General features: G+C 70.4%; 26 protein-coding genes and 3 pseudogenes. 12 read left to right on the top strand and 17 right to left on the bottom strand.

Features of this window, described 5'->3' with window-relative positions; all coding sequences use genetic code 11:
- Positions 1 to 44: 44 nt before the first annotated feature.
- Genes ACRYA2_RS11345 through ACRYA2_RS11375 form a run of 7 tightly spaced genes read left to right on the top strand, consistent with a single transcriptional unit; the run spans position 45 to position 4142 of the window.
- The gene (locus ACRYA2_RS11345; protein ID WP_433627896.1) at positions 45 to 722 is read left to right on the top strand and encodes a plastocyanin/azurin family copper-binding protein; all 678 of its coding nucleotides are present in this window, start codon (positions 45 to 47) and stop codon (positions 720 to 722) included.
- Positions 723 to 1109 carry a DUF7318 family protein gene (locus tag ACRYA2_RS11350; RefSeq protein WP_433627898.1) on the top strand — a complete coding sequence of 129 codons (387 nt, stop codon included), beginning with the start codon at positions 723 to 725 and terminating at the stop codon, positions 1107 to 1109. It abuts the gene before it with no gap.
- Positions 1110 to 1111: 2 nt separating this feature from the next.
- The gene (locus ACRYA2_RS11355; RefSeq protein WP_433627901.1) at positions 1112 to 1960 is read left to right on the top strand and encodes a ubiquinol-cytochrome c reductase iron-sulfur subunit; all 849 of its coding nucleotides are present in this window, start codon (positions 1112 to 1114) and stop codon (positions 1958 to 1960) included.
- A gap of 1 nt (position 1961) precedes the next feature.
- Positions 1962 to 2756, top strand: coding sequence for a cytochrome b (locus ACRYA2_RS11360; RefSeq protein WP_433627904.1), 795 nt, complete (start codon positions 1962 to 1964; stop codon positions 2754 to 2756).
- Between the two features lie 2 nt (positions 2757 to 2758).
- On the top strand, positions 2759 to 3517 hold the full coding sequence (locus ACRYA2_RS11365; protein ID WP_433627907.1) for a cytochrome b family protein: 759 nt from the start codon (positions 2759 to 2761) through the stop codon (positions 3515 to 3517).
- A 12-nt stretch (positions 3518 to 3529) separates the two neighbouring features.
- On the top strand, positions 3530 to 3895 hold the full coding sequence (locus ACRYA2_RS11370) for a DUF7315 family membrane protein (RefSeq protein ID WP_433627910.1): 366 nt from the start codon (positions 3530 to 3532) through the stop codon (positions 3893 to 3895).
- Entirely contained in the window at positions 3888 to 4142 is a 255-nt protein-coding gene (locus tag ACRYA2_RS11375; protein WP_433627912.1) for a DUF7314 family protein, read from the top strand. The genes ACRYA2_RS11370 and ACRYA2_RS11375 overlap by 8 nt, the downstream gene beginning before the upstream one ends.
- Before the next feature lie 114 nt (positions 4143 to 4256).
- On the opposite strand, the gene ACRYA2_RS11380 is transcribed toward ACRYA2_RS11375, so the two are convergent.
- Positions 4257 to 5075 carry a nucleoside phosphorylase gene (locus ACRYA2_RS11380; protein ID WP_433627915.1) on the bottom strand — a complete coding sequence of 273 codons (819 nt, stop codon included), beginning with the start codon at positions 5073 to 5075 and terminating at the stop codon, positions 4257 to 4259.
- A gap of 87 nt (positions 5076 to 5162) precedes the next feature.
- Positions 5163 to 5549 (bottom strand): cytidine deaminase, encoded by a 387-nt coding sequence (gene cdd / locus ACRYA2_RS11385; RefSeq protein WP_433627917.1) that lies wholly within the window; start codon positions 5547 to 5549, stop codon positions 5163 to 5165.
- Between the two features lie 155 nt (positions 5550 to 5704).
- On the opposite strand from cdd, the gene ACRYA2_RS11390 reads away from it, so the two are divergent.
- The 4 genes from ACRYA2_RS11390 (at position 5705) to ACRYA2_RS11405 (ending at position 8478) form a co-directional block, all read left to right on the top strand.
- Complete coding sequence (locus ACRYA2_RS11390; RefSeq protein ID WP_433627919.1) at positions 5705 to 6346, top strand: DsbA family oxidoreductase; 642 nt, start codon at positions 5705 to 5707, stop codon at positions 6344 to 6346.
- An 89-nt stretch (positions 6347 to 6435) separates the two neighbouring features.
- A complete protein-coding gene (locus ACRYA2_RS11395) occupies positions 6436 to 6765 on the top strand; it encodes a DUF7471 family protein (RefSeq protein WP_433627920.1) in 330 nt (109 codons plus the stop codon).
- Positions 6762 to 7274, top strand: coding sequence for a winged helix-turn-helix transcriptional regulator (locus tag ACRYA2_RS11400; protein ID WP_433627922.1), 513 nt, complete (start codon positions 6762 to 6764; stop codon positions 7272 to 7274). Before ACRYA2_RS11395 ends, ACRYA2_RS11400 begins: the two co-directional genes overlap by 4 nt.
- Before the next feature lie 31 nt (positions 7275 to 7305).
- Positions 7306 to 8478 carry an NAD(P)/FAD-dependent oxidoreductase gene (locus ACRYA2_RS11405; RefSeq protein ID WP_433627925.1) on the top strand — a complete coding sequence of 391 codons (1173 nt, stop codon included), beginning with the start codon at positions 7306 to 7308 and terminating at the stop codon, positions 8476 to 8478.
- Positions 8479 to 8524: 46 nt separating this feature from the next.
- Here ACRYA2_RS11405 and ACRYA2_RS11410 read toward each other — a convergent pair whose 3' ends face one another.
- The 4 genes from ACRYA2_RS11410 to ACRYA2_RS11425 form a co-directional block, all read right to left on the bottom strand.
- Positions 8525 to 9622, bottom strand: a complete 1098-nt coding sequence (locus ACRYA2_RS11410; RefSeq protein ID WP_433627928.1) for a hypothetical protein — start codon at positions 9620 to 9622, stop codon at positions 8525 to 8527.
- A 105-nt stretch (positions 9623 to 9727) separates the two neighbouring features.
- Positions 9728 to 10270: a DUF8215 family protein gene (locus tag ACRYA2_RS11415; protein ID WP_433627930.1), complete on the bottom strand. Its 543-nt coding sequence runs from the start codon at positions 10268 to 10270 to the stop codon at positions 9728 to 9730.
- A 135-nt stretch (positions 10271 to 10405) separates the two neighbouring features.
- A complete protein-coding gene (locus ACRYA2_RS11420) occupies positions 10406 to 10972 on the bottom strand; it encodes a DoxX family protein (RefSeq protein WP_433627932.1) in 567 nt (188 codons plus the stop codon).
- Between the two features lie 236 nt (positions 10973 to 11208).
- Complete coding sequence (locus tag ACRYA2_RS11425; RefSeq protein WP_433627935.1) at positions 11209 to 11730, bottom strand: halocyanin domain-containing protein; 522 nt, start codon at positions 11728 to 11730, stop codon at positions 11209 to 11211.
- 123 nt (positions 11731 to 11853) lie between these two features.
- Here ACRYA2_RS11425 and ACRYA2_RS11430 point away from each other — a divergent pair, with 123 nt between their 5' ends.
- Positions 11854 to 12261, top strand: a complete 408-nt coding sequence (locus ACRYA2_RS11430) for a MoaD/ThiS family protein (protein WP_433627937.1) — start codon at positions 11854 to 11856, stop codon at positions 12259 to 12261.
- A gap of 53 nt (positions 12262 to 12314) precedes the next feature.
- On the opposite strand, the gene ubaA is transcribed toward ACRYA2_RS11430, so the two are convergent.
- The 11 genes and pseudogenes from ubaA to ACRYA2_RS11485 form a co-directional block, all read right to left on the bottom strand.
- Complete coding sequence (ubaA, locus tag ACRYA2_RS11435) at positions 12315 to 13130, bottom strand: SAMP-activating enzyme E1 (RefSeq protein WP_433627940.1); 816 nt, start codon at positions 13128 to 13130, stop codon at positions 12315 to 12317.
- Positions 13131 to 13248: 118 nt separating this feature from the next.
- Positions 13249 to 14439, bottom strand: coding sequence for a DHH family phosphoesterase (locus tag ACRYA2_RS11440; protein ID WP_433627943.1), 1191 nt, complete (start codon positions 14437 to 14439; stop codon positions 13249 to 13251).
- Between the two features lie 58 nt (positions 14440 to 14497).
- Complete coding sequence (locus tag ACRYA2_RS11445; RefSeq protein WP_433627945.1) at positions 14498 to 15343, bottom strand: SDR family oxidoreductase; 846 nt, start codon at positions 15341 to 15343, stop codon at positions 14498 to 14500.
- Positions 15344 to 15382: 39 nt separating this feature from the next.
- On the bottom strand, positions 15383 to 15814 hold the full coding sequence (locus ACRYA2_RS11450; RefSeq protein WP_433627948.1) for a DUF5791 family protein: 432 nt from the start codon (positions 15812 to 15814) through the stop codon (positions 15383 to 15385).
- Positions 15744 to 18913: pseudogene (locus ACRYA2_RS11455) on the bottom strand (DUF7286 family protein). The gene ACRYA2_RS11450 and the pseudogene ACRYA2_RS11455 overlap by 71 nt, the downstream one beginning before the upstream one ends.
- Positions 18901 to 19742 (bottom strand): annotated as a pseudogene (locus ACRYA2_RS11460) (DUF7284 family protein). The pseudogenes ACRYA2_RS11455 and ACRYA2_RS11460 overlap by 13 nt, the downstream one beginning before the upstream one ends.
- Positions 19739 to 20128 (bottom strand): DUF7285 family protein, encoded by a 390-nt coding sequence (locus ACRYA2_RS11465; protein WP_433627951.1) that lies wholly within the window; start codon positions 20126 to 20128, stop codon positions 19739 to 19741. Before ACRYA2_RS11465 ends, ACRYA2_RS11460 begins: the two are co-directional and overlap by 4 nt.
- The gene (locus ACRYA2_RS11470; protein ID WP_433627954.1) at positions 20106 to 20576 is read right to left on the bottom strand and encodes a DUF7283 family protein; all 471 of its coding nucleotides are present in this window, start codon (positions 20574 to 20576) and stop codon (positions 20106 to 20108) included. Before ACRYA2_RS11470 ends, ACRYA2_RS11465 begins: the two co-directional genes overlap by 23 nt.
- A 32-nt stretch (positions 20577 to 20608) precedes the next feature.
- Positions 20609 to 22297: a type II secretion system protein gene (locus ACRYA2_RS11475; protein ID WP_433627956.1), complete on the bottom strand. Its 1689-nt coding sequence runs from the start codon at positions 22295 to 22297 to the stop codon at positions 20609 to 20611.
- Positions 22297 to 24161: pseudogene (locus tag ACRYA2_RS11480) on the bottom strand (ATPase, T2SS/T4P/T4SS family). The gene ACRYA2_RS11475 and the pseudogene ACRYA2_RS11480 overlap by 1 nt, the downstream one beginning before the upstream one ends.
- A 56-nt stretch (positions 24162 to 24217) precedes the next feature.
- Complete coding sequence (locus ACRYA2_RS11485; protein WP_433627959.1) at positions 24218 to 24874, bottom strand: SOUL family heme-binding protein; 657 nt, start codon at positions 24872 to 24874, stop codon at positions 24218 to 24220.
- Positions 24875 to 25004: the final 130 nt, after the last annotated feature.

Here is a 25004-nt window from a genome sequence, read left to right on the forward strand (position 1 = left end):
GGCATCGGTGGCTTTAAGCAATTCCCATCCTGAGTTCGGACTGTATGAAGAGGCGGGACTTTCTACTGGCGGCCAGCGGCGTGGCCGGCGGAACAGCCGCGACTGCGTCCGCTGCCGCCCAGGAGACGACGACGTCGGGAGGTGGTAACCAGTCGGGCGGCAACGGGACGACTGGTGGTAACCAGACCGGCGGCAACGGTACCAGCGGGAACAACTCCAGCGGTAACCAGTCGGAAGGGGGTGGCGGAGGCGGTGGCGGTCCGACGAAGACGGTGAAGGTCGTCGACAACGCGTTCGAACCCCAGGAGATCTCCGTCACTCCCGGCACGACGGTGAAGTGGGTCTGGGAAGGGAACGGCCACAACATCGTCGTCCAGAACCAGCCCAGCGGTTCTAACTGGCAGGGGACGGAGGGCGGCGAGTCGAAGCTGTACGACTCGGGCCACACCCACGAGCACACGTTCGAGGCCACCGGGTCCTACGAGTACTACTGTGCCCCCCACAAGGCGCTGGGAATGACGGGCACCATCAGCGTCGGCAGCGGCGGTGGCGGCGGTGGCGGCGGCGGCGAGGAGGAAGCCGACCCCGAGGAGATGGGCGTCGCGTTCCAGGCCCACTACGTCGGCATCGCGACGATTCTGATGATGATAGTCTCGCTCATCTACACGTTCTTCTTCCTGAAGTACGGCGAATCCGCACACACGAGCGGAGGTGGACAGTAAATGTCATCGACAGGTAACAGTTACGGCGACATCCACCGCTACGAACCGGCTCGCGAGAGCACGACGGCAGCTATCGCCATCGTCCTGTTGACGATCATCGAGGTCGTGTTCGTCGGCCTGTTCACCTACGGCCTCCTCAACGGCTGGGGGCTGTCGGAGGTCGGCAACATGTATCTCGGAGGTATCCTCGCGGTCGTGTTCATCGACCTCGCGTTCATCCTGATGCTGTACCGCAAGGAGTTCCTCCCCGACGTGATGATCGTCAAGAAGCGTCGTCGCAAGTGGGAGGACCTCTACGTGCGCGAAGGGCAGCAGTACGGTACCGAGTCGGTCGGTGACGCGTGGGAGCAGTTCAAGAAAGCAGTCTACCCCTACTACAAACGATAAAAATGGCAGAAGAGGACAAATATCCAGAGAGTACAGGTCGCCGTCGTTTCGTCAAAGGCGTCGTCGGTAGCGGGACGCTCGCTGCCGCCGGCGTCACCGGGGCGACAGCGTTGAAGGCGACGACCGCCCCGACCGGCGAAGGTGGCGGTATCACGAAGTTCATGGGGATGGAGAACACGGCCGGTCCCGCTCCCCGCGGGATGCCCCAGGTCCCGATCGAGATCGACGACGAGGGATACCTCAAGGGCATGATGCCGAAAGCAGAGACCAAGACGGAGCAGGGTCGGGAAGTAACGGTCGCCGAGAAGGAGATCGGCGGCATCACCTACTCGCCCAAGTGGTTCCAGTACTGCGGCGTCCAGACGTACAAGGGCATCGACCCGGAGGCAGACCAGGACAACTACTTCCGGTACAAGGAAGGTTCCAAGTTCGACTGGCAGAGCCAGGAGGTCAGCGCGGGCGACAAGGTCCACGTCGACGACTTCAGCGACTACGAGAGCTGGGGGAACGGCATCGGGAAGTCCGGCCTCGGCAAGCCGGCGATGGTCACCTGGCGGTCCCAGGACGTTCCTGCGAGCGATACGATAACGGTACAGATCATCCGGAGCAAGCGGGTCGAGAAGATGTCCGGCGAGAGCAAGTGGCTCAAGGAGAGCACGGAGAAGGGGTTCATCGCCAACCTGAACAAGTGCACCCACTTCTGCTGTGTCCCGTCGTTCAAGGGCATCTCTGGGTCCGCCAAGTTCGGGGCGGAGAACATGATATACTGCCCGTGCCATCAGTCGGTCTACGACCCGTTCTCGATCGTCGAGCTATCGTTCACGGCGCTCCCCCGCCCGGAGGACGAATGACATGAGTCTCGAACCGAAAGACGAACACGACCACGGCGAGTGGCTCAAGGAGAAGGACCTGACGCCGATAGAGACGACGTTCCTCACGACGTTGATCTGGATGGACCGGCGGTTCCGCATCGTGGACTACCTTGAGCTGCTGGAGACGCTGTACTACCGGGTCAACCTCCAGATGCCGAAGAGCCACACCGAACAGTACGGGCTGGACAACAAGTTCTGGTACTGGTACCCCCTCTACGCGCTCGGGAGCTTCTCGACGCTCGCGTACGTGGTGGCCGCCATCAGCGGCGCGCTGCTCGGGTTCTACTACTCGCCGTCGACGGCGGGCGACCCGTCGGCCGCGTACAACCAGCTAACCTTCATCATGACGGAGCTGAACTTCGGGTTCATGCTCCGGAGCCTCCACCGCTGGTCCGCGCAGGTGATGGTCGCCGCGGTGTTCCTGCACATGCTCCGCGTCTACTTTACGGGCGCGTACAAGGAACCCCGCGAACTCAACTGGATACTGGGCATCGTGCTCATCAGCCTGACGATGGTGTTCGGGTATACCGGCTACCTCCTGACGTGGGACCAGCTGGCGTACTGGGCCGGCCAGATCGGCGTCGAGATGAGCCTCTCCATCCCGCTGATAGGCGAGTGGGTCGCCCAGCTGATATTCGGCGGGTTCAGCCCGGGACAGCCCACGCTACAGCGGATGTACATCATGCACGTGTTCCTGCTCCCGTTCGTCGTGACCACGCTCATCGCGGTCCACATCGGCATCGTCTGGATGCAGGGCATCGCTGAACCACACTAACCATGACCGACGACAACGAACCGCAGACCGACGGAAGCGGCACCGGCATCGTCCCGCCGGACGACGAGACCCCCTCGTGGCTGGAGCGCAAGCAGCGCACGCAGGGGCTCTCCCGGCTGACGTACGAATACTTCGAGCGGGCCCGTCGCGAGGACCAGGACCTCCGACAGGAGTCCAGCTACGTCGAGCGCGACGTGCTGGCGTTCCCGACGTGGCCCCACGAGATGATCAGGAACCTCTCCATCACGAGCTTCTTCGTGGGGATGATCCTGTTTCTCTCCGCGACGCTCCCGCCCCACCTCGGCGCGCCGGCGGACCCGAGTTCCACGCCGGCCATCATCCTGCCCGACTGGTATCTCTACTGGTCGTTCGGCCTGCTGAAACTCGGCCCGCTCAACCCGGAGCTCGCCATCCTCGGCGGCGAGAAGCTGATGGCGGACCGTACGTACGGCGTCGTCGCGAACGTCGTCGTGGTCGGCATCATCGCCATCGTCCCCTTCCTGAACAAGGGGAGCGCCAGACGGCCCGTCGAACAGCCGTTCTGGGCGGCCGTCGGCATCTTCGGTGTCACGTTCGCTCTCACCATCAGCGGACTGTCCATCAAAAACCTGCTGCCGATCAACTCTCACCTCGCGTTCGACCTGACGTTCCTGCTGCCGTTCGTCGCCGGCTTCATCAGTTACGCGGTGCTGAAGGCGATGCGCGAGGGGTACATGTTCAGCCTGAACCGGCGGTACTACCGACTCCGGCCGCCGAAATAACCCTCTTCTCGCATGCCTGCTTCCGGCGCAGACGACGACGGGTCCGAGAGGAGCGTCTCCGACGACGACTCCATCGTTCGGGAGACCGACGACGGCATCGTCGCGCGCGAAGTCGTCGTCCCGCTCCGGGTGTACAAGGCGGTGACCGTGTTCTCGACGCTGTTCGCGGTCGCGACGGTCGTCGGTGGATTCATCGTGCTCGACGTGGCGACGAACCGGGCGCGAGCGAGCTTCGAGGAGATGAACGTCCCGCTGGCGTTGGCCGGACTGGCGCTCATCGTCGCCGGCTCGGTGGTGTACGCCTTCTCGACCCGGTTCCGGGCCGAGGGAATGGGAAAGCCTAAAGACGACTCCAACGAACAGTCGAACAATGGCTGACGAATTCGCCAAGGGGCTCGGGATCGCCACGACGGCGGGCCTGGCCTGGATGGTCATCTCGGGCTGGTACACGACGCCGGGGTTCGAGGACACGCAACTCATCGGCGAGGTTCCGGAGGGGCTCGGCCTGTACGGCAACCTCGCTATCGTCCTGCGGGAAGTGTTCTTCTGGCTCGCCATCTTCGGGATGCTCCTGTTCTGGGTGGTCATCCCGGCGTTCCAGAAGGCCCGCGAAGCGTACGCGTAACGACCGACGAACGTCCCGCGTCTCCGTCTCCTCTTCTGCTGCGGCGAATCGTCTCCGCCGACCGTCCGAATCGCCCGTACAGCCCTCGACGGCGCGAGCGGAGCGGACGTCCCGCTACTCCAGCGAGAGGCCGGGATGCCAGCGGTCGACGCGGGCGTCGGCCTTGACGTCGTCCATGCGCGAGAGCAACTTCACAGCGAGACTCGCCGTCTCGGCCGCCCGGTGTTCGCCTTCCGTCCGGAACTCGCCGGTTTCGCGGTTGGCGTACACGGAACAGACCGCGCCCGCGCGGAGGCCGTAGACGCTGGCGATGGTCATGATGGCGCTCGCCTCCATCTCGATGTTCTTCACGTTCGCTTCCTTCAGGTGCTCGACGAGGTCCTCGCTGCCCTCGGCGCGGAACCCTTCGAATCCGGGCCGCCCCTGACCGGCGTAGAAGCTGTCGGCGCTCATCGTCACGCCCGCGTGATAGTTGTAGTCCAGTCGTTCGGCGGCGGCGACGAGCGCTGCGACCACCTCGTAGTCGGCGATGGCGGGGTAGTCTTCCCGGACGTACTCGTCGCTGGTTCCCTCCTGGCGGACGCCGCCAGTCGTGATGACGAGGTCGCCGACGTCCATATCAGGCTGTATCGCGCCGCAGGAGCCGACGCGGAGGAAGGTGTCCGCGCCGACGCGGGCGAGTTCCTCGACGGCGATGGCGGCGGACGGACCGCCGATACCCGTCGAGGTCACGGAGACGGGCGCGCCGTCGTACTCGCCGGTGACCGTGCGGTACTCGCGGTGGCGAGCGACCTCCTCGGCCTCGTCCCAGAACTGCGTTATCTTGTCGACTCGTTCGGGATTGCCGGGGAGCAACACGGCGTCGGCGACGTCGCCCTCGCCGACCTCGAGGTGGTACTGCACGTCGTCGTTGGGGTCCTCACTGTCGTCCATGCCGGCCTATCGCTCCCGGCCGAAATATGTTCTTCCGTCTACGGCGCGGCCGGGGTCGTCGCGAGCCAGTCGCGTTCGTCCGCGTCCCTACCCGAGCATCTCCTCGGTGATGGTGTTCGGCAGGAGTTCGCCGAGCGCGTACTCGCTCGTACCGTCGCCTTCGTCGCAGACGACGGGGAAGTCGTCGTCGCAGAACTCCGCGAGCGTCTGCCGGCACATCCCGCAGGGGGTGACGCCGTCCCGGCGGGCGGAACTGACGGCCAGTCGGTCGAACTCCCGGTGCCCCTCCTTGACCGCCTCCGCGACGGCGACCTCCTCGGCGTGCAGGGAGTTGCTGTAGTTCGCGTTCTCGATGTTACAGCCGACGTACACCGTGCCGTCCGCGGTCCGGAGCGCCGCCCCGACTGGGTAGTCCGAGTAGGGGACGTGTGCGTTCGCCTGCACTTCGCGTGCGGCCTCGAGAAGTTCGTCCATACCGCTACTGCGTGACCGCGCCTCAAATAACGAGCGAAGGCTGTCGTCGCCCGGGGAGCACGCCCGCCCGCGGTGCCCGGGCCCGTCTCGGGACAGAGCCGGCGCGCGTTTCCCCTGCCCCGCGACTTTTCACCCTGTAGCGGCTACGACCGACGATGAGCCAGCAAGCCGCGACCGACACGCTCGTCGTCTACAGCGACTACGTCTGCCCGTTCTGTTATCTCGGCAGGGCGTCGCTCGAACGGTACCGGGAGCAACGCGACGACTCGCTGGACGTGGAGTGGCGCGTCTTCGACCTCCGGGGCGGCAAGCGCGACGACGACGGGGAGATAGACCACGACGCCGACGACGGCAAGGACGAGGAGTACTACGAGCAGGCCCGGCAGAACGTCGAACGTCTGCGGGAGCGCTACGACGTGGAGATGTCGATAGACCTCTCGCGCGACGTGGACTCGTGGAACGCGAACAAGGCCGCTGTCCACCTCCGACAGACCCACGACGCCGACGACGCTCGCGCGTTCCACCACGCCGTCTTTGACGCGCTCTGGCAGGACGCCCGCGACATCGGCAACCCGGACGTGCTGGCGGACCTCGCCGAGGACGTCGGCCTCGACCCCGACGAGATTCGCGACGCGGTCGACGACGATGGACTCGACACCGAACTCCGGGAGCGCTTCGACGCGGCGCGTCGAGCGGGCGTCCGCGGCGTTCCGACGTTCGCCGCCGACGAGCACGCCGCAAGCGGTGCCATCCCGCCGGAGCAGCTCCGGCGGCTCGTAGAGGGGTCGAACGCCTGAGACGCCACGCCGTCGCTCGAACCGGCGTTCGAAAGCGCCGGAGCCGGAACCGAGTCCCTGACGGTGCTCCGACGCGTAGGCCGACGTAGATGGTACTGTCCGTCGCGTCGACGCCCCTGCACGCGGTGCCGGCGAGCGGTCCGACCCTGTCGGCGCTGCTCGCGCTGGCGGCGCTCGGGTCCGTACTCGTGCTCGCGCTCGCGCTGGCGGCGCTACGACGCCGGCGCTCGTTGCCGTACGCCCTCGTCGCCATGGCGTTCGCGGCGCTCTCGGCCCGTGCGCTCGTCGGCGCGCTGACGATGACCGGCCACCTCGGGCCGTCGACCCACCACCTCGCGGAGCACGGGCTCGACGTCGCCGTGGTTGGCCTGCTCGTCGGCGCGGTGTACTACGCACGGACGGTGGAGCGAGAGCTATGACCGACCAGGGAACGCGCATCCGACGTCGCGTCGATTCGAAACCCGGCGTCCATTTCAACGCGCTCGTCAGGGGGCTGGACCTCGCGCCCGGGCAGGTCCAGTACCACCTTCGGGGCCTGCTCGCCGACGACAGGGTCGTCCGCGAGCAACTGTACGGCAAGACCCACTACTACCCGCCGGAGTACGACGACTGGGAGCGTGCCGCGCTGGCGCTGCTGCGGCGCGAGACAGTCCGGGACCTCCTTCTCACGCTGCTTGAGCGCGAACGAGCGCGGCCCGCGGACCTCGCCGAGGAACTCGACGTCGCCCGGAGTACGGTGGAGTGGCACGTCGGCCACCTCCAGGAACAGGACCTCGTCGAGAAGCGCCGGGACGACCGCAACCGGGTGACGCTCGTCCCGACGCATCCCCAGCGGACGACGCGCCTGCTCGCCGCAATCGAACCGTCGCTGCCGGAGCGCATGGTCGACCGGTTCACCCGCCTCGTCGACGACCTGTTGGCCGAGTAATCTTTCCGTCGAGGTCGCGTACCGTTCCCGGATGGGGTCCAGCGAGAGCGTCGCCGTCGTCGGCGGCGCGATGGGCGGACTGGCCGCGGCCCATCACCTCGCGGCCCGGGGCCGCGACGTGACCCTGTACGAGCGCCAGCGCTACGACGAGAAGCGAGTCAACTGCGGGGAGGCGATGACGGCCGCCTCGGCCGTCCCGCTGGCGAAGACGCCGGAGAACGGCTTCCTCAATCCCGTCCCGGCGTTCGAGGTGAGCGTTCGCGTCGACGGCCGCCACCTTGGCACCGGAACTTTCCCCGCCGAGGACGGGTTCGTCACCGACAGGAACGCCGTGGAGCGCGCGTGGGCCGAGCGGCTCTCGGCGCGAGGCGTCGCGGTCGAGGCGGGCCGCGGCGTGACGAAGGCCGAGTTCCGGGAACTCGGCCGCGAACACGGCCTGGTGGTCGACGCCACCGGCCAGCCGTCGCTGGCGAGTAAGGTCCGGAGCGCGACCGACGAGTACGCCGGGTGGATGGTCGCGCTCAACGCCGACGCGACCGGCGACTTCGACGAACTCCACCCTCGCGCCCGCATCGTCTTCGAGGGGTATCTCGGGTACGCGTGGGCGTTCCCGAAGAGCGAGACGCGCGCCAACGTCGGCGTCGGGTGGCACGATCCGCCGGAAGACTACTTCGCCGCCCTCCGGTCGGCCTGCGAGCGCAACGGCTGGCCCGTCCCCGACCGCGCCGCGACCAACGTCGACGTCATCCCGCGCGGGCCGAGCCTCGACCCGGAACGTCTCCACCTGCCGGAACTGAACGCGGTCCGCGTGGGCGACGCCGCCGGAATCGCCAACCGCTTCACGGGCAAGGGCATCTCGCAGGCGATTCACTCGGCCCGGCTGCTCGCCGACTGCGTCGCCGCGGGTCGGGTCGCCGACTATCCGCGGCGACTCCATCGCTCGATGCGCGCGGAGTACCTCCTCTCGTCGCTGGCGACGTCGGTGATCGCGGCGGGCCGGTCCGACCTGCTCGCGGTGATGCTCGACGCCGCGTCGGGCATCGACATCGAGGAGGTTGACCGTCGGGCACGGAAGGCGCTGTCGCGGCTCCTGCGTCGTCCCGTGCTGGCCGCGCGACTGTTCGCGGTGCCCGCCGTTCGACGGGCGGTGTGGACGGCGGCGCGGAACGACTGGGAGTACCGCCGCCGTTCGCCGGGTCGGTGAGTCACGGCCGGGCGACGGAGTCGGTCGCCACCCCGCAGAGGGGTCGCTACGCGCTCTCGACGCCGAAGTAGGCGAGGTTGCCCGCGAGCAGCGCGACGCTGCCGACGAAGAAGAGCGCGCCGACGGGCGAGGCGAGGTCGACGAACAGCCAGTACAGCGGCGCGGCGGCGGACGGGCCGACCGCGACGACCGCGAGTTCCGAGACGATGGGACCGCAACAACAGCAGGCGTTCGGCGCGGCGACGGCGGCGGTACCCGTCGTCGCCTCGGTCGTCCCGGCGCTCGCGTCGGCGAGCCACTGCCGTGCGACGACGGCCCCGTTCAGACCGACGAGCACCGCCACGACGCCGACCTGTATCGCCATCCCGAGCGAGACGACGCCGCTGGTCGGGACGGAGGGGAAGTAGAACTCGACCGCCGACCAGTAGACGAGCGGGTTCGCCACCGGTGCGACGGTCACGAACCGGTGGGTCGGCATGTTGATGCCGTGCTCTGGGACGAAGGTGATCATTCCCATCGAGAACATGAAGAAGAGGCCGGCGAGCACGCCCGTTCCGACGCCGAACCGACGAGCCGCGCCGTCGCGGAGGACTCGCGCGAGGGGCTCGCGGGCGTCCCGGTAGAGGACGTACCCCACGGCCAGCGGCAGAGCGACGACGAGCAGGTAGCCCACGGGGTTCGTCCGACTGCCGAGCACGGGATAGGCGACCCACATCCCCAGCAGCGCGCCGAGCATGGCGAACCGCGGGCGGTCGGGGTACTTCAGCCGACCGGCGACGAGGCTAACGAGCGCGATACCGACGCCGACTGCGAGCGTCAGCGGGCCGTACCACGCGCGAGCGATGGGCATCTGGGAGGCCCGAAGCGTCTCGACCGGCGACAGCTGGACGAGGCCGACCGCGCCCCCGGCGGCGACCACGAGACCGAGGAAGACGCCGCCGAGCGCGGAGCTTCGCGGCACGTCGCCTCGACCCAGGAAGACGCTGCCGGCGGCGACGACTACCCCCGCGACCAGCACGGCCAGTGCGAGCCACTGGGGGTACGGTCGGGGGTGACCGCCACCGTGGGCCGCGGCGACGCCAGAGAGGGCCGTCAACCCGCCGAGCGCGGAGAGAAGTAGTCTCCGTATCGATGCGGTTCTCATGCCTGGGCGTAGCGGTCGGACGGGCATGTAAACTCCGGATTCGTCGAGCGACGGTCTCGCGTCCCGGGCACTCCGGCGGCGGCCGGTCCGGGTACGGCGGGGTCGCTATCGGGGCCTCGCCTTCCAGGCGTCGACGTACGCCGACGCGACCCGGTAGTACTCCTCGGCGAACCGCGGAAACGCGCCGACGGCGAGCGCCGCGACGGTCGCCGCGAACGTCACCGACTCCAGCGGGAGGGCGAACTCCACGGCGAGTGCGCCGCCGCCGTAGGCGGCCACCGCCAGCGCGACGCCGAAGTAGAAGACGCGGAAGACGACCAGGAGCGGGGTCACCGACACCCAGCCGGGGACCGAGGTGCCGAGCGGGGTGACCCAGCCGCCGCGAATCGCGGCGGCGCCGACGACCATCGTCGTCCAGGCGACGAGGGCGGCGGTCTTGACCCCCGCGTACCGGTTGGTCGCCGTCGTCGCGACGTGCCAGAGCACGGGGAGGCCGGTGAGCGATACGTCGGCGAACGCGTACACGAGGTCGTCGATGAAGCGGCCGACGCCGTCCTTCTCGACGGTCGTCGTCTTCCCGAGGCCGTACCAGGAGCTACGGCGGGCGCTCCGCGCTGGTCGCGTCTCCCTGCCCGGCGGGTCGCCCATGACACGGACCTACACGGTCGACGATAATAGAACTCCTGCCGACGCGGGGAGGCGAGGCTCCGCGTCACGCGGGAAGAGAACTCTCTGGTCCACGTCGGGACCGCGAAAATCAGTTCGTGAGGGTGCGGGCTGCGCTCATCCGAGCACGTACCGCAGCGCCGGGTAGCGTTCGATCAGGGCTTCGCCGTCGACCTCGTACTCCTCGATGATGCTGTCCAGCCCGAGGATGTGGCCGGCGCCGAACGCCGCGACGGCGAGGAACACGAGCATGTAGGCGAAGTCGCCGTTGATGAACCCGTGTTCGACGCTCCAGTTCCCCAGGTAGAACGTGAGCATCATGAACGCGCCGAAGAACGCCGCGAGGCGGACGAACGCGCCCACGAGCAGGCCCAGTCCGATGAGGAACTCGCCCCACGGGACCGCGACGTTCACGAAGTCCACGAACCAGGGGGTCGTGCCCATCCAGTGGAACAGCCCGGTCGCGGGGCTGGCCGCCGGGACGTGGGTCAGGTAGCCCGCCGCGTCGAACGGTTCGGCCGCCGCGATCTTCGTCCACCCCGCGTGGAGGAACGCGTAGCCCATCATCAGCCGGAGCGCGAGGACGAACCACGCGCTCAGGCTGTGCGCCCGGCCGCGGACCGTCAGGCCGCCCAGCTTGCTCTCGAACGTGTTCGCTCCAGTCTCGATTTCGTTAGTTGCCATCTTCGGTCACCTTACAAGTACATCTTGGACGGAAGATTGCATATAAGTAGAGAGTCGTTCTCACGACACTGAAATCGTTCCCGCCCCGTGAGAACGAGCCCGCTCCTCGACCGTTTCGACGGTGCGTCTCGTCGTGATTCGGCGTCGCTCGTCTCCCGTCCGTGCGTCGGCCGACCACGAGTGAGTTCCGACGGGTGAGCTGACCGACTTCCCCCGCCGCCACCCCGTCGGTCGTCTCACTCGACGACGATAGCGCCTTTCATCCCCATCGCCTTGTGGGGGTTGCAGTAGTACTTGTACGTTCCCGCACTGTCGAAGGTCTGTTCGAACGTCGCGCCCTCATCGGACATCATGTCGCTCTCGAAGTCGCCGCTCTTCGCCACGACGTTGTGCATGCTGCCCTTACCGGTCCACTTCCAGACGACCGTAGTGCCCTTCGAGACCTTCACCGCCGCCGGAGAGAAGGCGTTGTTACCGTTGTTACCCTTCGTCCCGACCTTCACCGTCACCTTCTTCGAGCCCGTTTCGTCGGTTACGCCGTCGAAGTTGGTCACGCCGTCGAACCAGCCGCCGAACTCAGACGACGAGGACTGGTCGCCGCCGTCGGTGGTCGTTGCGCCTTCACCGCCGTCGGTGGTCGTTCCGCCGCCGTCGCCGCCGTCGCCGTCCGTCTGGCCCCCGAGACAGCCGGCCAGAAGGCTCGTGCTCGTCGCCGCGATACCGAGAGTTCTCAGGTACGTGCGTCGATCTGATCGCATCTGTATCACTCGCTCTCGACTTTCGGGGCCGTACAAAAGACGATGGCTCCGGTTCCCGACGACTGAGAACTGACGAACATGTTCGGAAGTCGAGGTAGGTGCCGGCGAGACGTACCGAGTCGCATGAACGACAGCACGACCGTCGCTACCGCGGACGACCCGGGCGAGGAAACGGCGACGACCGTGACGGTGCGCTGTACGGGTCACGTCAGGACCGCCATCGGCGAGTCCCGCCTGGAGTTCAGCTTCGAGGGCTCGACGCTCAGGGAGTTCCTCGACGCCTTCTTCGAGGAGTACGACGTCGCCGACCTCATCATCGCCGAGACGGAGGCGGACGCGACGACCCGCGGCTGGGCCGAGGTGAGCGACCTCCCGGGGACGTGGCGGAAGAACCCCGAGGGCGAACAGACCCGCGCGTACGCCCGCGTGACGGTCGACGGCCGGTTCAACGAGCACCTGGACGGGCTGGACACCGAACTGCGCGACGGCGACCGGGTCGCGCTCATGTACCCGTTCATCTTCTGCTGCTGACGACCGTCGGGGATTCCGACCGCCTCGCGCGTACCGCGACGGCGCGCCGACGGTCAGTCCGCGTTCACCGCACAGGAGTCGTCGGCGTAGTCCACGTCGGCGACGGAGTCGATGGGGTCCTCGCCGCAGACGGGACAGTCCGGATTCTGCCGGTACTCCACCTCCTCAAAGCTCATGGCCATCGCGTCGTAGAACAGCATCCGCCCTTCGAGGAGGTCGCCGACGCCGACGACGGCCTTGACCGCCTCAGTGGCCTGCACACAGCCGACGGTCCCGGGGAGGACGCCGAGGACGCCCGTGCTCGCGCAGTCGGCGACCATCCCCTCCGGGGGCGCTTCGGGGAACAGACAGCGGTAGCAGGGGCCGCCGGGCGTGACGGTGGTGACCTGCCCCTCGAACTTGTAGATGGCTCCGTGCGAGAAGGGGACGTCGGCGAGCGTGCAGGCGTCGTTGACGAGGTAGCGCGTCCGGAAGTTGTCCGTCGCGTCCACGACGAAGTCGTAGCCGTCGACCAGTTCCTCGACGTTCCCCGGTTCGACCCGCGTCTGGTGGCGCTCGACGGTCACGTCGGGGTTCAGGTCGGCGACGAACTCGGCGGCGCTGTCGACCTTCGGCCGGCCGACGTCGTCGTCGCCGTGGACGACCTGGCGCTGGAGGTTGCTCCGCTCGACGACGTCGTCGTCGGCGACGCCGAGCGTCCCGACGCCCGCGGCGGCGAGGTACTGGATGGCCGGCGAGCCGAGACCGCCGGCGCCGACGACCAGCACCGACGCGTCCAGCAGCGCGGCCTGGCCGTCCGTGCCCACCTCGTCCATGATGATGTGCCGGGAGTAACGGTCAAGTTGCGTCGCGTCGAGCGAGAGACCCATATGCACGCTTGGCGGTCGTTCGACATAAACGCGTGGTCCGGCAACGACGTCGCGACGAGCCGCCCGAGTCGGTCGTGCGAGCCACCCTGTGCGCGGGGCGGACGAAGGACCGCCGTACTCAGACGTTCCCGCTGAGCGCGTCGAACACGTCGTCGGTGAACTGCTGTTCGGACCAGAGGCCGACCTCGGAGCCGCCAGCGACGATGGCGGACTCCACCGGCACCCGCCCGCCGCCCATCCGGGCGTGTCCGCCGGCATTCGCGCCCGGAATGTCGTCGACGGCTTCCTGGAGCGCCCGACCCATGTGAACCCGGTCGTCGCGCGAACGCCCCGAGAGGTGGAGGGCGTCCTCGCGCCGCCCGTAGACGACGACCGCCGTGATGCCTTCGAGCTGCATCAGTTCGTCGGCGGCCTGCGGGATGGCGTCGGCGTTCGACAGTTCGCCGACGTTGCTGACCGCGAACGAGCCTCGCACCTCTCGGTCCGTGATTGCCCGCGATTTCACCTCGAGCACCTCCGCGCTGACCTGCGGGTTGGCGATGCGGTCGAGGCGATGTTCGTCGATGCCGCGGTAGAGGAAGGCGCTCGCGTCGAACTCCGCCTCCGAGCAACCGTTGGTCAGGTGTTTCGTGTCCGACTGGATGCCGTATATGAGACCCGTCGCGACCAGCGAGGGGAGTGCGAGGTCGTTCTCGGGCGGAACAGCGTCGGGACCGATGGGGTCCGCGCCGAGGTCGCGGAAGTACTCGGCGACGATGGTCGAGCACGCGCCGTAGCTCGTCCGCTTGTCGGTGAACACCTCGCCGGTGCCGTTACCGGGATGGTGGTCGATGACGGCGTACGGTTCGATTCGCTCCGCCCCGTCGAAGCCCCGGGGCGTGTTGTGGTCGACGAGCACGATGGTGGACGCGGCGAGGTCGGTGACGTCGTCGACCGATTCGAGATCGAGGTCGAGGACGGTCCGGAACGCTCGGTTCTCCTGGTGGCGTATCTGGCCGGAGTACTGCAGCGTCGCGTCCGTGCCGACCGCTTCGGCGAGGTGAGCGACGCCGACGGCGCAGGCCATCGCGTCCGGGTCGGGGTTCGGATGCATCAAAACGACTATCTCGTCGCGTTTAGCCAGCGCCCGCCGAAGTCGGGCGCCCATCGGCCGGCGAATCCAGCGCACGACGAGCCACAGCGAGACGGCGACCACGACGACGCCGAGCACCGCCACGGCGACGAGGACCGGATTCGTAGCGCTGTAGGCCTCGACCTCCCGGACCAGGCTTCGTGCAGTCGGTGCCGACCCGCCGCCCGGAAACTCCATATTCCCTGGACGATACGAGAAAACAAGAATTTTTCCCGATGATTACAGGTGTCAGACGCTAACAGAACTCTGATATCGCCGGCCGATACCCCTCGCGGAACGTCGGGTACTCGAACTCGTACCCGAGTTCCCGGAGTTTCTCGTTCGAGCAGCGCTTGCTCGTCCGCGCGCGCTCGGACTGTCCCGCGGGCCGCACCTCGGGGCGTTCGACGCCGCACTCGTCCGCAAGCCACCTGGCGAGCGCGGGTCGTTTCACCGGCTCGTCGTCGACGACGAGCACGACGTCGTCGCGTGCGTAATCCTCCGTCAGCAGGAACCGGACCGCCCCCGCGGCGTCGTCGCGGTGGACGAGGTTCAGGTAGCCCTCGGCCACCGGCCCGTCGAGATACCGTTCTATCCGGTAGCGGTCCGGGCCGTAGAGTCCGGCGAACCGAGCGACGGTGCCGTCCATCGCCCCCGTCTCCTGGAGGGCGATGCGCTCCGCCTCGACCAGCACCTCCTCGCGTTCGGTCGTCGGCTCCAGAGGTGTCCGCTCGTCCACCCACGCGCCGTCCCGGTCGCCGTACACGCCCGTACTCGACGTGTAGACGAACCTGTCCGGCGGGTCAGCCCGATTCGCGAACGTCTCGACCGCCGTGCCGAGACCGTCGACGTACGCGGTCCGCGCCGACTCGACGTCGCGCCCGCCCGCGCTGGCCGCGTAGACCACCGCGTCGACGTCGGGAACGGCGGCGAGGTCGTCCGACTCCGTCACGTCCGCCTGGACCGCGTCGAAGCCGGCGTCCTCGACAGCGCGAATCCCCTCCGCGGAGCGACGGACGCCGACGACGCGGTGGCCGCCGGCGGCGAGCTGTCGGCCGAGTTCGAGACCGACGTACCCACAGCCCAGGATTGCGACGTTCATACCAACTCTTGGGGTCGCCTCCGGAAAAAGCCGGTCGTCCTACGCGGCGTTCTGCTCGGCGATGGCGTGATGGATTCGGGCGTACTCCGCCAGCGTCATCTCCCGGCGACCTTCCACCATCTGCTGGACCGTCCGCGCCTCGACGTCCTCGTCGAGTTCCGCGGCGAGCGAATCCACGTCCAGGACCGCCGTCGTCATCCCCATCAGCAGGTGGTCGCGAACCTCCGCGACGATGGCGTCCTTCGCCGGCGCGTCCTCGGCGGTCGCCAGGATGGCGGCGGCGTCCTCGACGGTCAACTCGGGAGCGGCGCCGTCCGCGAGTCCGGCGACGACCTCGCGGTCCACGTCCGTCCGTTCGACGACGGCGTCGACGCCCACCGTCTCGACGGTTTCGGCGAGTTCAGCCTCGTACTGCTCCCGCAGTTCCTCGGGCGTCAACTCTCCCGGTTCCGATATCTCGTCGTAGAGCATGGTCGACCAGTGGAGAGCGCGAGTGAAAGGGGTTGTCACTCCGGGCGGACCAGCCGGGCGAGCGCTCGTCGGCGTCGCCGTTCACGTCGCCGACGCCGCGCCGGTTTGGCGGGACGACGACGGCGACGGTGGTCCAGGTCCGGAATGACACCGGCGTCGTCCGCCCGACCGTCTCTCGTTGCCCGTCGCCGTCCACGTCCACTCGAACCGTCCCGGCCTCCCGGACGTAGGTCGTCCCGCCGGGGACGTCGGGCACCCCGTTGGGTGCGCGGACGACGAACCGCTCGTAGCCGCCCCGTACCTCGACTTGCCAGACGTTGACCGTCGCGTACCAGTAACCCGGAACCGGGGCGACGGGGAGGCCGGCCGGCACGTCGGAAATCACCTCGTCGAACCGGCGCTTCTGGGCGTACTCGCTGAGGTTGTCCACGGCGGCTCCCGCGACGCGTTTCAGTTCGGCTCTCACCACGTCCCGGGTCTGCGACAGCGTCCCGTTCACCGACTCCTGTTTCGGCCGGCTGACGTTCCGCCGTGCAGCGTCGAGTGTGATTCGCGTCGCGAGTCGAACCCGGCCGCGCTCGATGGCCGACCAGGAGCCGCCGTGTTCGGTCGCGAGCGCAGTCGTTATCGTCCGCGCTGCGGTGCCGTTCACGACCGCCATCGCTCGCTCGTCGGTCGCCTTCCAGCGCGCCAGCCCGCGGGCGACGCCCCGCCGGACCGTCCCGTCGTCGAGTCCCGAGACGCCGGGCGTCCTTCGCCGGAGACGCGACCGGACGCTCCGCTCGACGCCGTCGAGCGACGACGCGAGCGACGACCGTAGCTCGTTCCGACGGGTCCGGAGCGTCGCGTTGGATGCGGACGCGAGTGTCCGATTCGCCGCGCGTAACGTCAGGGCCGCCGTCCGCACGTCGACCCGAGACTCCCCGCGGCCGCCGGGGAGGTTCCCGACGACGGTGTCGGCGGCGTCACCGTAGGGCACCGTGAACACGTTGACGGTCCGGGCGGCCATCGGGTGGACGGACCTCCCGGACGGGACCGCCGGGACCTGTCGGTGCTCGACCGCGGCGAGGGTGAGGTACGGCGGTGCGCCGGTGACGTCGAGGTCGACCGCGGACCCGGGGCCGGCGGCCGACACCTGCCGACGCTCCGGCGCGTCGACGCTCCGCCGTGCCCGGAGGATGCGCTGAATCTTCCCCAGCGAGACGCCGGTCGCGTCGCCGACAACGTCGCCCAGCCGACGGCGAGCCTCCTTCGAGCGGTCGGCCCGCTCGTCGAGTCGGGCGAGGACGCGGTCGAGGTACGCTGCCCGGGCGGCGAACCGCGCTCGTTCGACGGCGTGGTCGTATCTGGACGGCGCTCCAAGCAGTTTGCCCCGGCGCTCGCGGAGGCGCTTCGCCAGTTTCGCCGCCGGGTTCGTCCGCCCGGCGAGTCGCCCGCGCGGCACCGACACCGAGACGTTCCGGACCCGGTCGCGCACCGACGCCAGGTCGCGGTACGTCTGGTCGCGCAGTCCGTCGGGACGCTTTCCCTGGACCGTCACCGGTCGGGTGTCGACGGCGCGTCTCGCCGCTCGCCGCGCCAGTCGGTCCGTGCCGCCCCGGTCTTCGACCAGTTTCGAGACGGCCGCCTCCTCGACGTCGGCGAGGTTCGGCCCGCCGAGCGGACCACCCTGCTCGTGGACCGACGCGACGAGTCGCGGCGGGGCCGGCGTTCCGGAGCGGTGGTCGCCGGCCACGCCGAGCGCGACGTCGACGACCTCCCGCCAGCGCGCCACGGTTCGTCTCGTCCGGTCGCCGTTCCGCCAGGTGCGGACGACGGCGTGCCGGCGGACGACGCGCCGTCCCGAGTCCCAGAGGAGATGCCAGCCGGCGGGCGTCTCCGGCGTCTCCGTGCTCGTGGTCGTGACCGAGACGCGGGTTCGGTCGGTCGCGTTCGCGAGCGTCCAGTTCTTCCCCGGCCGGTCCGGAGCCGGCTTCGACTCCTGGCGAATCGATCGGACCGAGGCAACCAGGCGCGCCCTCACTCCGTAGGCGTCGGCCAGCGCAGCGTCCAGTTCGTCGTCCGACCTCCCGCCGATGAAGTCGTACAGCGCCCGGTCCGCCGTCCCGTTGACCGCGACGGTGGTCGACATCTCCGGTGAGCGACCCCCGCCGCCGACGCCGGGGAGTCCGGTCGGAGCGCGGCGGTCCGTCCGCTCCAGGAGGTAGTCGACCCAGGGGCCGCCCCGGCGCTCGATGGGAGCGAGGAGGTCGGTCAGGCCGACGCGAGCGGTCGCGCGGCGGAGCGCCGACTGGCCGGCCGGGTCGCTGTGACCGAACGCCGCCCGCTGTTCGCTCAGGAGCGCACCGTTCGTCACCAGTTCGACGTGGCGGTTCGCCAGCACGTTCTCGATGGGTGCGCCGCCGTGCTGGGCGTAGCCGCGCGCCCATACGACGGGATACAGCTGGGCGGTGAGCCGCCGTCCGAGGCCCGGTTTCAGCGGCCCGCGACTCAGCCGTCGCTCGAACCGGGCGACGCGGCGGTGGACGGCGAGCACGGGCGTCGCCACCGTGAGCGTGACCGTCCGGGACTCCCGCGCCACCTCCCGCCCGCCTCGTTCGACCCGAACGGAGAGGTTCTCGACGCGGACGCGGAGGCCGCTCTCGGTCGGCGCGCCGATCGGTTCGACCGTCACGTCCCGCTTGGCCCGCCGGAGCGTGCTCGCGTTCGGCGTCGGCGACAGCGTCACCGACGCGCGGGCGTCCCGACCCGGGTCGCCACGGTTCGAAGTTCGCGGCGCGCGGTCACGTAGATTCGCAGGCGGAGATAGTCCCGGAACGGGGCGGAAGCGTTCAGGACACGTCCGGTGCTGGTGTTCGCAAGCTCGACCACGGGCCGAGCGGCGGCGTCTCGGCCGGCGTGCTGGACGGCGTCCCGGAGCGCCGTCCGCGAACTCGCCACGGCGCGCTCGACGGCCTCGTCCGCGTCCCGGTCGACGGTCGGTGGCGGTCGAGAGACGATGGTCGCCGAGAGGGTCGCGCTGCCGACGAGCAGCAGGACGCCGACGAGCGCGAACGGCACCCGGGCGCGCGTGTCGTCGGCGAGTCTCACGCCGACCACACCCTGACGACGACCTCGACGCGAGCGACGGCGGTGGACGCGGCCGCGCGGTCCGGCGATGCGTAACGGGCCCGCAGTTCGGATTCGACGGCCGCTGCGAGCGCGTCGACGAGTTCGCGGCGAACGCCGGCGGCGTCGCCCGCCGCGAATTCGCCGTCGACGTCGGCGTCGGTCAGTGCCGCGAGACGACGGAGGCGCGGGAGCGCCAGCGGTGTGGTCCGACGATTCCGGAGCGCGACTCCGAGTCGGCCCGGCGGGAAGAGACCGCGGACGACGCTTCGCGCGACGGCGTCGGCGACGCCGCCGTACGTCCGCCAGCCTTCGGGACGTCCGGCGTTCTCGGCGGGGCCATCCCGCTCGGGAGGGTGACGCTCGCGGCGTGGACGTCGGCGTCCGGCGGTGGCGACGGCCCGAGCACGCAGCGACCGGCGACGCTGGCGTCCGGGTACGGCTCCCAGCGTGCGACGACCTGCACGCGCCGGGTCCGGTCGCTGACGGCGTCGAACCGACGGAGTTTCCGGTCGAGCGCGCGTTCGAAGCCGCCGGTCCGGCGAGCGCGCTCGGCGTCCGCCACTGTGACGCCGCCGGCCGCGCAGGCGGCCGCGTGGCCGGCGACCGTGTCGTGAGCGCTCCGGCGGTCACTCCGCCCGTCGGCGGTCGAGAGCGTGTAGTTCACCTGCGCCGTCGCGGTCGTCAGCGTCGTGGCGACCGATTCGGCGGGGTCCGGTGCGGCGCGGTCGGGCGCGTCGGCGTGGACGAGCGTCAGCGCTGCGGCGCTCACGAGCAGCAGACAGAGCCTCGCGTCGAGTGCGGTGCTGACGGCCCTCATCGCCACACCGCCACCTGGAGTCGGCCTGGCCGGACCGCGCCGGGGGCGACGCGGACGCTCAAGGTGGTCGCCGCCGTCTCCGCGTCCGGCGGGGCCTCGGGACCGGCGTGCCACCGCTCGCCGGCCGTCGACAGCGTCACCGCGAGGGAGCGACCGTCCGGTCCCGCGGCGAGCGCGCTCCGGAGAGTAGCGGGGTCGACCACGCCGTTCGTCGTCGCGGCCGCCTCGACCTCGGGAAGTACGTCTCTCGCGTGATTCCGTTCCGCCTCCGGGAGCGCGCTCGACAGCGTCCCGGCGTAGGTCGCGAGACCGACGGCGACGGCGAAGACGGCGACGAGCGCGACGAGCGGCTCGGTCTGGCCCCTATCCGGCGACCAGCGTCGCATCGAACCCCTCCCAGGAGACACAGCGGACGAGCAGTCGGTCGGCGGCGGGACGCCACTCCGGTCGGCGGTCGCGAGCGTCCCGGACCGCGGTCCGGAAGACGGCCGGCGAGTCGAACGCCGTCTCGGGCGACGCGCCGTGGGCGACGGCGTCGAGGCCGGTCCCCGCTGCGACGGGTGCGACGGGGCCGTACGCGAACGTCGCGTGGGCGGTCCCCCCGTCGCCGCGGAGTCCGAGGCGGTGCGCGCCGATCCGTATCTCGTCGGCCGAGAGCGGGTGTTCGGCGGTCGCGGCGTACTCGCAGTCTGCGACCGAATCGACGGTGCTGGCCACCCCGGCGGCGTCGGGCGGCGGTGCGGTCGGGAACGAGGCTGCGACGCCGAACGCCGCGGCGCTCGCGGCGGCGACGCCGATCCAGACGTACCACGCGTCGACTGGTGCGTCGAGCATGGCCCCGTCTGGTCCCGTCTCCGTACTTGAACCTACGTGAGCGCGCTCGCCCCGGCGAACGCCGCGAGGTAGACCGCGGTCGCCGACAGGAGCGAGAGACCGACGCGGTGGCCGACGAGGGTCCGGTCGACCCCGCGTTCGAGGCCGGTCGCGAGCGCCGTCACGACGGTGGCGAGCAACATGACGTAGGTCCCGACCGCGAGGCCGAGGGCGGCCGTCGGCACGGTGCCGCCGAACTCGCCGGTGCCTGCCATCCCCCGGGCGAGCGCGACGGTCGCACCGGCGACCAGCGGGCCGAACGCGGCGGCGGTGCTCCTCAGCGTGCCCGTCACCTGCGCGAGTTCGCGGCGGGCCTCGCGCTCGACCTCGCGGAGGTCGTCCAGGTGGTCGGCTATCGAGACGATCTCGGACCCGGCGGGCCGCCCCTCCCGGGCGGCCAGCGCGAGCAGGGCGGCGGCGCTCCTGGCGCGCGGACTGGGGACGTCCGCGAGCGCGCCGTGCTCGCCGAGGAACGCCTCGCGGACGCCCTCCCGGAGCAGCCGCTGGTTGCGCGCGGCGGCGGCGAGCACGTCGCCCGTCTCGCCGACCACCTCCTCGGCCGCGGCGGCGACGGCGTCCTCGACGGCCGTGCCCTCCTTCACCCGGCGACCGACGAGGTAGAGCGCGTCCGCGAGATGGGTCTCGACCGCCCGGACGCGCTCCCGGACCGCGACGACGGGACGGGTCCACCCGACCAGTGCGGTCCCGGCCAGGCTCCCGGCGGCGGCCACCCAGCGCGTCCACGCCGGGAGCAGGGCGGGCGCGGCGAGAAACGCGGTCGCGCCAACCGCGAGCGCGCCCGCGGCGACGCGCCAGCGTCCGTCGGGCACGTCGGGGTGTGCGCGAGTGACCGCGGGCGGCGGGAAGGCGACGGGTCGGCGCGCGAGCAGCCACGCGCTTGCACCGAGCAGACCTGCCGGCAGCAGAAGGTCGTAGACGACGACCAGCGCGGCGGGAGAGACGGGAAGACCGGCGGCGCGGCCCGCGGGCAGCACCGCGACGAGCGCCAGCGGGAGGAGGACGCCGAAGGCGTAGATGGCCGTCGTCGGCCCCCGAATCGCGGCGACGAACTCGGCCATCCGGTCGCGGGTACCCGAGAGGACGGCCGCCAGCGCGCGGTCCAGGGTCCGTTCGCGCTCGCCGGCGGGGGCGTCCGCCGCGGCCGCGACCAGCAGGACCGCCCGGCGGAGCGACGGGTTCCAGTCGGCCCACTCCGCGGCGAACGAGGTGAACCCCGCTCCCGGTGTGCCGGCCGCGCGCCGGACGTGCTCGTCGAGACTCGCCGCAAGCGGGCCGTCGCCCGTCTCGGCGGCGAACGCGGCGGCGCGCTCGGCCGTCGGTTCGACTCGCATCCGGAGCACGGCCCGGGCGACGAGGTCCGGGGCCGCGCCGAGCGCCCGCGTCCGCCGTGCCGCGGCGAGCGCGAGCGACGCCCGTCGCGCGACCGCGGGCGGGGAGAGCACTCCAGCGAGGGCGAGCGCGGCGAGCGGAACCCGGACGGGCGGCGAGGCCAGCGCGACGACGGGCACGGCCAGAACGGCGAGGACCGTCGCCGCTCCGTAGCCCGCCCGGACTGCGGTTTCGGCGTCGGCACCGATGAACGAGAGCGCGCGCTCGACGTCGGGGTCGGCAGGCGCGTCGACGGGCCAGCGCCGGCCGAGCGCCGCCAGTTCCGCGAGCATCACGACCCCTCTCGCCGCTCGACGGTGACGCCCGGCGCGCCCGTGGCCGCCGACGCGATGGCCGTTTCACGGTCGTCCAGCAGCGCGAGCACGTCGGCGTACGACTCCGCGGGGCGGGCGAGCGCCTCGACGAGGACGCTGTTCCCCCGGTCGACGCGCCCGGTCGCCGCGAGACGCCCGTCCCGGCGTTCGAACAGCGACTCGAAGCGCGGCGGGTCGGTGCCGACGACCTCCTCGACGGACTTGACGCGCCGGGCGCGACCCTCGTCGGTCTCGTGTGACTCCAGCGTGACGAGGAGGTCGGTCGTCGCGAACGACGACAGAGAGACGCCCAGGTCGGCGACGACGCGTTCGCGGACCGCCTCGCCGCCGTCGCCGTGGATGGTGCCGAGGACGGCGCTCCCGTTCGCACCGACGCGCATCGCCTCGTAGAGGACGCCCGCCTCCTCGCCGCGCACCTCGCCGACGACGAGCGCCCCCTCGCCCAGCCTGAGTGCGGTGCGGAGCGCCGCCGCGGGCGAGAAGCCCGGACCGTCGAGGCTCGTCCGGAGCGCCTGCACGTCCCGGCCGGCCGACCGGAGCGCGGCGACGGGCAGCTCGGGTGTGTCTTCGAGGACGACGGCCCGGGTCGGTTCGGGGGGAGCTCCCACAGCAGGGCGCCGAGCATCGTCGTCTTTCCGGCGCCGCGAGCGCCGGCGATAAGGCCGGCCGCGGCCCGCTCGACGGCCACCGAGAGAAGCGCGGCCGCGTCCGCCGGTAGCGTGCCGTTGTCCACGAGCACGGGGAGTCGCAGGACGTCGTCGCCGCCGACGCGGAACGCGAACGCGACGCCGTCGCTCACGGGGTCGGTGACGCCCGCGACGCGGACCGGGGTCCCGCCGACGTCGGCCGTCGCGTCCAGGGTCGGACTGGCGCGGGAGAACGAACGACCGCTCGTCCGCCGGAATCGGGAGGCGAGAGCGTCCGCGCCGTCGCGGGTGAGCCTGACGTTCGTCCGCATCCGCTCGCCGTCGACCGTCGCGCGCAGTCGCGTCTCTGTGACCGGCGCGGTGGCGAACACGTCCGAGACGAGGGGGGCGGCGAAGCAGTCCTCCAGGACGCCGAATCCCCGGGTGTGCTTGCGGAGAGCGGCCGCGAGGTCGGCGACGGGGGCGTCGTCGGCAGCGACGCGACGGACCGCCCGCCCCGGTGCCGAGCGTCCGCCCGCGACGCCACCGTCGGCGAGCAGGTCGCGCGCACGGGAGAGCGTCGCCCACGTCGCGCGGTCGAGGCCGTGTTCGACCGGTTCGAGGTGGTAGGTCCGGAGTCTGTCTTCCGGCCGAGCGTAGACGCGAACGGTCGCGCCGGTCGAGAGCGTCCGCCGGTCGTCGAGTCTCGCGTCGTCCGGGGGACGGGCGGCAACCCGGGAGCGTGCGACGGTCGGGCCGACGAACGGCCGGAGTTCGTCGTAGTCAGCGATACGGCGCGCGCCCTCGGCGAGCCCCGTTTCGGCCGCCGCGTCCGCCAACGGACCGGCACGTCCCGTGGCGTCGACGGCCGCCCGGAGCGGGTCGCGTCGCGCTCGCGCGGCGAGGTCGGCGTCGCGGAAGGCGGCGCGCTCGGCGAACCGTCCGGCGGCGACGAGCAGCGCGGCCGCGTCGCCCTCGTACGCCCGCTCGACGCCGTCCGAGCGGGTGACGACGCGGTCGGCCTCGCGGTCGGCCAGCGCGTCGACGACCGTCGCGCGGCAGGCGGGCGAGTCGACGAGATCGCCGTCGCCGGGGCAGTCGTCCCCGTCCACGACCAGCGCGCCGTCCGCGAACGTCGGCGAGCAGGCGCAGGCGTCGGCGTCGTCTCCGTGGAGCTGCGAGAGGGGGTTCCACATGGCCGGCCCTGGTCGCGCCTCCGGATTTAAAGGTCAGCGTGCGACGGGCGGTCGACCTACGTCGGCGCTACCTCGACGGCGATCTCGTTGCGGCGCATGAACGGCGGCGTCAGCGGCGGGTCGTAGCGCATGAGGAACGTGTCGCCGACGGCGGGCACGCCGTGGTCGTCGAGGACGTCGAGCAGGCGGCGTTCGAGGCGGTCGACGCGCTCGTCGGTGACGTACCACGAGAACGGCAACACCGCCAGCGTTCGCTCGGGGAGCCGTTCGACCCGTACCTCCGGGTCGGTCGGCGCGGGCGCCGACTCGACCACGTACTCCGTCGGGAGGAAGAAGGCCATCTCCGTCTCGCCGTTGGCGCTCTCGGTAGCGACCGGCGTGGTCATGGGAATCGACTCGGGCCTGGCGAGGACCGCGTCGGGGCGCGTGGCGACCGGCGCGGTCATCGCTATATCCTCGTCTGCGCGGTTCTCCCCCTCGATGTACCGGAACAGGCGACCGAACGCCTCGTTCGGACTGCCGGCCGTCGTCGTCGCGACGACCGTCTCCGGATAGCGCCGCACTTCGACGCCGTCCAGCGTGACGACCGTGTCGTACGGCACCGATTCGGTGGTCGTCCGGACGTAGAGGCCCCACCCGACCCACGCCGCCCCGAGCAGTGCTGTCGCACCGAGCGATCTGGCGAGCGCGGACTTCACGTCTGGCAGTTGCATGGTACCATCTTACGTCCGCACCGTCCAAGTAGCTATCCGTCGTCCGCAGCCGCCTCGGAGTGAAAACCGACGGAGGGTGTCGGAGTCGTCCCATACTCTGAAGTCCCCCCGGTGTCGAGTGACGGATATC

This window comes from Halomicrococcus pelagicus (assembly GCF_050954125.1).

Coding starts and splice junctions, on each gene's coding strand:
- ACRYA2_RS11345 (WP_433627896.1), top strand. CDS start 45: ATGAAGAGGCGGGACTTTCTACTGGCGGCCAGCGGCGTGGCCGGCGGA.
- ACRYA2_RS11350 (WP_433627898.1), top strand. CDS start 723: ATGTCATCGACAGGTAACAGTTACGGCGACATCCACCGCTACGAACCG.
- ACRYA2_RS11355 (WP_433627901.1), top strand. CDS start 1,112: ATGGCAGAAGAGGACAAATATCCAGAGAGTACAGGTCGCCGTCGTTTC.
- ACRYA2_RS11360 (WP_433627904.1), top strand. CDS start 1,962: ATGAGTCTCGAACCGAAAGACGAACACGACCACGGCGAGTGGCTCAAG.
- ACRYA2_RS11365 (WP_433627907.1), top strand. CDS start 2,759: ATGACCGACGACAACGAACCGCAGACCGACGGAAGCGGCACCGGCATC.
- ACRYA2_RS11370 (WP_433627910.1), top strand. CDS start 3,530: ATGCCTGCTTCCGGCGCAGACGACGACGGGTCCGAGAGGAGCGTCTCC.
- ACRYA2_RS11375 (WP_433627912.1), top strand. CDS start 3,888: ATGGCTGACGAATTCGCCAAGGGGCTCGGGATCGCCACGACGGCGGGC.
- ACRYA2_RS11380 (WP_433627915.1), bottom strand. CDS start 5,075: ATGGACGACAGTGAGGACCCCAACGACGACGTGCAGTACCACCTCGAG.
- cdd (WP_433627917.1), bottom strand. CDS start 5,549: ATGGACGAACTTCTCGAGGCCGCACGCGAAGTGCAGGCGAACGCACAC.
- ACRYA2_RS11390 (WP_433627919.1), top strand. CDS start 5,705: ATGAGCCAGCAAGCCGCGACCGACACGCTCGTCGTCTACAGCGACTAC.
- ACRYA2_RS11395 (WP_433627920.1), top strand. CDS start 6,436: ATGGTACTGTCCGTCGCGTCGACGCCCCTGCACGCGGTGCCGGCGAGC.
- ACRYA2_RS11400 (WP_433627922.1), top strand. CDS start 6,762: ATGACCGACCAGGGAACGCGCATCCGACGTCGCGTCGATTCGAAACCC.
- ACRYA2_RS11405 (WP_433627925.1), top strand. CDS start 7,306: ATGGGGTCCAGCGAGAGCGTCGCCGTCGTCGGCGGCGCGATGGGCGGA.
- ACRYA2_RS11410 (WP_433627928.1), bottom strand. CDS start 9,622: ATGAGAACCGCATCGATACGGAGACTACTTCTCTCCGCGCTCGGCGGG.
- ACRYA2_RS11415 (WP_433627930.1), bottom strand. CDS start 10,270: ATGGGCGACCCGCCGGGCAGGGAGACGCGACCAGCGCGGAGCGCCCGC.
- ACRYA2_RS11420 (WP_433627932.1), bottom strand. CDS start 10,972: ATGGCAACTAACGAAATCGAGACTGGAGCGAACACGTTCGAGAGCAAG.
- ACRYA2_RS11425 (WP_433627935.1), bottom strand. CDS start 11,730: ATGCGATCAGATCGACGCACGTACCTGAGAACTCTCGGTATCGCGGCG.
- ACRYA2_RS11430 (WP_433627937.1), top strand. CDS start 11,854: ATGAACGACAGCACGACCGTCGCTACCGCGGACGACCCGGGCGAGGAA.
- ubaA (WP_433627940.1), bottom strand. CDS start 13,130: ATGGGTCTCTCGCTCGACGCGACGCAACTTGACCGTTACTCCCGGCAC.
- ACRYA2_RS11440 (WP_433627943.1), bottom strand. CDS start 14,439: ATGGAGTTTCCGGGCGGCGGGTCGGCACCGACTGCACGAAGCCTGGTC.
- ACRYA2_RS11445 (WP_433627945.1), bottom strand. CDS start 15,343: ATGAACGTCGCAATCCTGGGCTGTGGGTACGTCGGTCTCGAACTCGGC.
- ACRYA2_RS11450 (WP_433627948.1), bottom strand. CDS start 15,814: ATGCTCTACGACGAGATATCGGAACCGGGAGAGTTGACGCCCGAGGAA.
- ACRYA2_RS11465 (WP_433627951.1), bottom strand. CDS start 20,128: ATGCGACGCTGGTCGCCGGATAGGGGCCAGACCGAGCCGCTCGTCGCG.
- ACRYA2_RS11470 (WP_433627954.1), bottom strand. CDS start 20,576: ATGCTCGACGCACCAGTCGACGCGTGGTACGTCTGGATCGGCGTCGCC.
- ACRYA2_RS11475 (WP_433627956.1), bottom strand. CDS start 22,297: ATGCTCGCGGAACTGGCGGCGCTCGGCCGGCGCTGGCCCGTCGACGCG.
- ACRYA2_RS11485 (WP_433627959.1), bottom strand. CDS start 24,874: ATGCAACTGCCAGACGTGAAGTCCGCGCTCGCCAGATCGCTCGGTGCG.